Genomic DNA, 5,949 nt, shown 5'->3' on the forward strand with positions numbered 1-5,949 from the left:
GCTACATTCGGCTACCTTATATTGACCACCAGAACGCCGCCTCTGATCATTGTCGGCAGGATCGATGAAGGTGTCAGCCATCTGATCCTTCTTGCGATCCCTCTGTTTGTGTTTCTCGGCCAACTTATCCAGATGACGGGTATGGCACGGGCGATGGTTGCGTTCCTCGCCAGCCTTCTTGGCCATGTGCGCGGCGGGCTTCACTACGTGCTGGTGGCTGCGATGTATCTTGTATCTGGGATTTCAGGATCGAAGGCCGCCGACATGGCCGCCGTCGCGCCCGTGTTGTTTCCGGAGATGAAGGCGCGCGGCGCAGACGAAGGCGATCTTGTCGCACTTCTGTCGGCGACGGGCGCCCAGACTGAGACAATCCCGCCTAGCATCGTCTTGATTACAGTGGGATCCGCTACCGGGGTGTCGATCGCCGCGCTGTTCACCGGCGGTCTTCTCCCCGGCCTTATTCTGGCGGTAACCCTTTGCTTCTTGGTCCGCTGGCGCTGCCGCAACGATGATCCGAGCCACGTCAAGAGGGCAAGTCGACGGCAGATCGGCAAGCTGCTTCTCGCTGCACTGCCTGCCCTTGCGCTTCCGTTCGTCATCCGCTCAGCTGTCATCGAAGGTGTCGCCACGGCGACGGAAGTTTCGACAATCGGCATTGCTTACTCGGTAATCGCGGGCCTTCTGTTCTACCGTCAGTTCGATTGGCGCCGACTCAAGCCGATGCTTGTCGAGACGGCGAGCCTATCCGGTTCGATCCTTCTGATTATCGGCGCGGCCACGGCGATGGCTTGGGGCCTGACGCAATCAGGCTTCTCGACAGCGCTGGCTCAAAACCTTTCAACGCTCCCGGGCGGTGCGGTGACCTTCATGATCGTCTCGATCGTCATTTTCATCATCCTCGGCAGTGTGCTCGAGGGGATACCCGCAATCGTACTGTTCGCACCGTTGCTGTTCCCGGTTGCTCAGCAATTGGGCATCCATCAGGTGCATTACGCCATGGTTGTCGTGTTGGCGATGGGTATCGGCCTCTTCGCTCCACCCTTCGGTGTTGGCTACTACGCTGCCTGTGCAATCAGCCGAGTCAGCCCCGACGCCGGCATGAAACCGATCGTCGGCTACATCGTCGCCATGGCCATTGGTCTTGCTGCGGTTGCTGCGGTTCCGTGGCTCTCGATCGGCTTCCTGTAGCCCGACCTCGACCAACCAAAATTACAGAGCTTATTTGGAGGAGAACGAAATGGTAAATCTGACAAGACGCGCATTCACAGTGACGACGACGCTTGGTCTCAGCGCCACGGCGCTCGGGTTTTCGATGAAGCGAGCGGCCGCAGCCGAGTATTCCCTGAAGTTCGCGTTCAATCTGGCCGAGACCCATCCGATCACCACGCGCGCAAGGGAGGCGGCAGCACGCATCCAACACGAGACAAACGGGCGGGTGGAACTGCAGGTCTACCCGAACAACCAGCTTGGTAGCGACACTGATATGCTGTCGCAGGTGAGAGCAGGCGGCATCGATCTGTTCCTGAACTCTGGTATCAATGTACTGTCCACGATGGTCCCGGCGGCCTCGATCTACGGTCTCGGCTTCATTTTCCCGGACTATGATACGGTTTGGAAGACGATGGATGGTGAACTCGGTGCCGCTCTGCATAAGCTCATCGAAAAGGTGAATCTCCTCCCGATGGAAAAGATGTGGGACAACGGGTTCCGGCACATCACCACCAGTACGCACCCAGTCAACTCGCCCGCAGATCTCGCCGGTATGAAAATCCGCGTTCCAGTCGGAGCGCTGTGGACCTCCATGTTCCAGACGTTTGGGGCAGCTCCGGCGTCCATTAATTTCAACGAACTCTATTCTGCACTTCAGACGAAGGTCGTCGATGGACAGGAAAATTCGCTGGCCAACATCAAGACCGCAAATATTGTCGAGGTCCAAAAATACTGCGCATTAACCCGGCACATGTGGGACGCGTTTTTCTGCGTTGCCAACAAGCGCAACTGGGCAAGCCTGCCGGCGGATGTGCAGGAGGTCGTGAGCCGCAACATCAACCTAGCCGCGCTTGATGAGCGCCAAGATATGGCCAAGTTGTCGGAGTCCCTCAAAGAGGTCCTGGCCAAACAGGGCCTTGTATTCAATCAGCCCGACACTGAGGCGTTCAGGCAGAAACTTCGCGACGGCGGCTTCTACACCGGCTGGCGCGAAAAATATGGCGAGGAATTGTGGGCAATTCTCGAGAAGACGGTAGGGAAACTCACGTAGGCCCCTAGAAGGTATATGTTCTCCCAGAGGCCGGCTGTCCGGCCGACTTCCGGGTCTCGTGAGAACATCACGAGACCCGGCTTTTTTCGTGACTTTGTGGCAATCGCGTGCAGCGGGTGGCGCCGGCGGATCATACTCGGGCGCCTTGAAAGGATCGGAACCTTCGACCCTGTTATTGAAATTGAGCTAACACCGAAATTCCTCAATACAATAGGGAAATGGGCCAGAGCGGACTGGCTGCTAGTCGGCATTGAGTACAGATAGCTTCCGATGACCCCATCAGCCAAGGTGCCACCGACTGCGCCTTCCTAGTCTACTGGGTGGCTTAGAAACGCGGTCCTCATGCGGGCGGAAGTTAGTTCTTCGAGCGTTCTCTTGTGACAGAAAGAGGCAATGCGGATATTCTCGGCAAATGCCCCCAGGTCCCGCAAGACCTCCGTTTCATTCCCATCACCTAGTCGGGCGCAAGTCGGCCGGGAGACACTAGCCGCGCCAATCTAACCGTTCGGCCTGCTCGTCCTCGCGTCTCGCGTCTCGCTCGTAATAGTCAGCAAGCCGGATCAAAGCGTTGGCCGTGCGGGGATAATCAAAAATGATCGCATCCGCCGACTTACGATAGCGCGCTTCCTCTCTTCGCTCCAGCAATCCGCCGTCGCGAGGCATACGGGTCGTCATGCCGCGGCGGTTCATCTTGCCCACGACAAAGCCGTCGATCATTTCCTTGCTGTGGAAGAGATCAATGACCTCCCGAACAGCCTCGGCTGGCCAATTGCCATCCTTGCCATCTGGTGACGAGGAGAGCATATGCCCGATGCGGCTGTCGCCAATATCAAGGCGGCCCGCCTCGCGGGCGAGCTTCCTMGCCTCTTTGATCCATTCGGTCAGTCTGATCGGATCGATTGAGCTATCGTTCTGTGTCCCAGGAATTCTGTTCCAGTGTCCGAGCAATGCATAAGCGCGGCTCGCCACTGCTTTCGCCATTTCAGGTGTCGCGGGCACAGGCTCGTCCGCGTCACCGTCTTCATCATCGCTTTTTCGATAAACGGCTTTCAGGAGATCGACAAAAAGCTTTGGTTGCTCCGAGAGCTCGGCGAGGAGCGCTTTTGCAGGTCGCTGGGAATGCTCCAAAACTTCGAGATAGTTCCATTCAAGCGTCGCGAGCGCTTCTCGTTCGACATCATCGCGATTGTCCAGGATCTGCATGAGCTCCGCAACATGATGGCGAAACATGCCGAGTTCATTATGACCTGGATCGCCAGTGAAGGGTTGCTTTGCTGCCTCGGTCAGTACCTCAATGACTAGGTCCGAAGGAAGATCGGACTCCCGCATCCGGCTAGCGAGCCCCACCGCTCGCAGTGGCGCGCCCGTCTGAATGAGCTTGCGTACCGCATAGACGATGTCGTCCTCGCGATCATCAATCCACATGACCCGCGCGGTCCGCCAGTATGTCGTTTCGATCGCGCCGCCAATTTCGGAGATTTGGTTCCAGACCCAGCGCTCGATAGGCAGGGCGCGTAGCAATGTGAGCAGTGCCTCATCGGCCCACTTTTCAGCAAGTGCTTTCTCAATCAAGCCCGTGGACCATTCTCTATCGCGATCACGTGACGAGCAGACAACGAGACCATGCGCGACATCCCGCTCCAAAGCGTTATCGGATTTCAGGAAAGACTGAAGCAGGTCGTCGAATTCCGGCGGAGACAGGCCGGCGTCGTAGAGCGCCTTGCCGATATAGCCTGGGGCTTCCACTTGTCTTGCAAGTTTCTCGATCGCCGGAATTCCTCCGGCTTCGAAAACTGCCGCAGCGGCACGCTGGCGCGTTTCCTCAATATCGCGCTGCTCCGTTTCCCACCCAGCAGAGCCGCGGTCAGGGAGCTCCACGGTCTGGTTGAATAGCCATGCTACCCGCTCGATCGGATCGGCAGGAGCGAACCGATGATAGACTTTTTCCAAGGCAATCAAGACAGGCTCGTCCAGCGACCAATCGGCATCGGGGAATTGCCGATGTCTGTGGAGAGTTGAACGGAGCTTGCGCCACAGGGTAGCGCGAGCGTCCTCGTCGATCATCTTCGGCTCGGCGGCGGCAAGGTTCACCAGTGCGACTTCCGTGCCCGGAACGAGGTCGGCGAGGCAGTCCAGCAGGTCCGACCACCGCTGCGGATCGAGCCCTGCATCATCGAGCAAACGCTTGCTGATTTCCGTTGTACCTCGTTCTACGAGCCCCCAAGTGAGGGCTTCCTCGTCATCAACCGAATAGTCACGCCACCGCGGCACGGCAGACGGCGTCATGTGGTCGCGTCCTTGCGGAAGTATCCCGATCATCAGCTTCCAGGCACTGGCTGGCTCGCGCTTCCTGATCAGGTCAAGTGCTTTCAGCCGCTCGTCGAGTGTCGCAAATGTCTCTGGATGCCATAGAAGATGGATGTTGCGGAGGCTGTTGGCCGGACCGTTCGTGAAGCGACGCGGTTTTGTATCAATCGCGTCGAGGCGCGCGAGCACATAGGTGACACGCGGCATGAGTTGCTTTGACCAGGCAAGAGATTCGAGTGCCCACATCAGGTCAGCCAAATGTTCCTGCCCGGTAATCCCACCTCCATCGCTTCCGAAAAGCGCCTCGATTGGGGGCTGATCACGATCAAGGCTTTCCTCGATAGCGTCCAGGAATGCACCCGGAGAGGCTTCCGCGAGGAGCCTGAAATCACCTGAGAGAGACCACCATCGATGCCCGTCGGCTCCCTGAAGGAGTTTTCGCACGATATGATCAACACGTCGCCCCACGTCTGGAACCGTCCGGACCCTGTCGCCCCATAGCGCCATCAGTATCATCGAATGGCCGATCCCGTGACGCAGGAGGCCAGAGTACGGAGGTTGAATTCCGCGGACGTTGGCCATCCAGCGGTCATCTGGTTCCATCTCGAAACGGGGGTCCGATGCGCCCAAAACATCCAATGCCGCAGCCTCATATCGGGAGATGTCATCATTGGTAAGATTCTGAGCAAGCAGAAACCAGGCATCGATTGGCGAGGTTACACGCCATGCCGGCCCGACTTTCTGCAAGGGGCTGTCCAGGTCGCGAACCATAGGAGTGAGCTCCTTGATGATTTCTTCATACGGCTGGCCAGCGATTTCCTCAAGAATGCGGCAATCATCCTTTCTCTCATCGTGCCAGCCGCCGATCAGCAGCGCTGCCAGCAGGGCGCGAGGGGGTGACGTGACTGCCCAAGCCGGCAGGCGGCCTGGTGCACCCGGCAGGCGTCGCCGCAGGACCGACAGCTCGCGCGCACTGTCGCGCGCAAGCGTCTCCGCCCGCGTATCGGACATGCCCGCTGCAATAAGCGCGTTTGCAATGCCTTCGCGAGATGGCCGGGCAAGCGTCCTCACATCTCCATCGCCAGCCGCCCGCTCATCATAGATCTGAAGGACGAAATGGCCCTTCCCGGCTAGGACCCGGCTGAGGCCTGGGTTTGGAGCCGTCAAAACGAGTATGAGAGACCCCGAAGCATCTCCAAGCTGTCGCGCAGCATCCTCGGTGGTAGCCACAAGGCAGCGTGCGCGGTAAGTCTGTGCAAATTCATCCGGCAACTCGCTCAATGCCGCGTGAAAAAACGCCACCGCTTCGTCGGCCGTCGTCGCCCGGAGGGACATGACCGACGGGGGGCTTCTCAGCCATCGAAGCACTGCCGCTACATCCT

The 5,949-nt window shown here is 58.5% G+C and carries 3 protein-coding genes; 2 read left to right on the forward strand and 1 reads right to left on the reverse strand.

Annotated elements, in window-relative coordinates; translation table 11 throughout:
* Together QD461_RS36240 and QD461_RS36245 are read left to right on the forward strand one after the other, a co-directional pair.
* Nucleotides 1-1,188 (forward strand): TRAP transporter large permease (locus QD461_RS36240; protein ID WP_414091602.1); only part of this gene is annotated, 1,188 nt, incomplete at its 5' end.
* A 49-nt stretch (nt 1,189-1,237) separates the two neighbouring features.
* Nucleotides 1,238-2,260 (forward strand): TRAP transporter substrate-binding protein, encoded by a 1,023-nt coding sequence (locus tag QD461_RS36245; protein ID WP_028753521.1) that lies wholly within the window; start codon nt 1,238-1,240, stop codon nt 2,258-2,260.
* Between the two features lie 483 nt (nt 2,261-2,743).
* On the opposite strand, the gene QD461_RS36250 is transcribed toward QD461_RS36245, so the two are convergent.
* Complete coding sequence (locus QD461_RS36250) at nt 2,744-5,902, reverse strand: XRE family transcriptional regulator (protein ID WP_414091603.1); 3,159 nt, start codon at nt 5,900-5,902, stop codon at nt 2,744-2,746.
* Between the last annotated feature and the right edge of the window lie 47 nt (nt 5,903-5,949).

Source organism: Rhizobium sp. BR 314, from assembly GCF_047445805.1.
Lineage (GTDB): Bacteria > Pseudomonadota > Alphaproteobacteria > Rhizobiales > Rhizobiaceae > Rhizobium > Rhizobium lusitanum_B.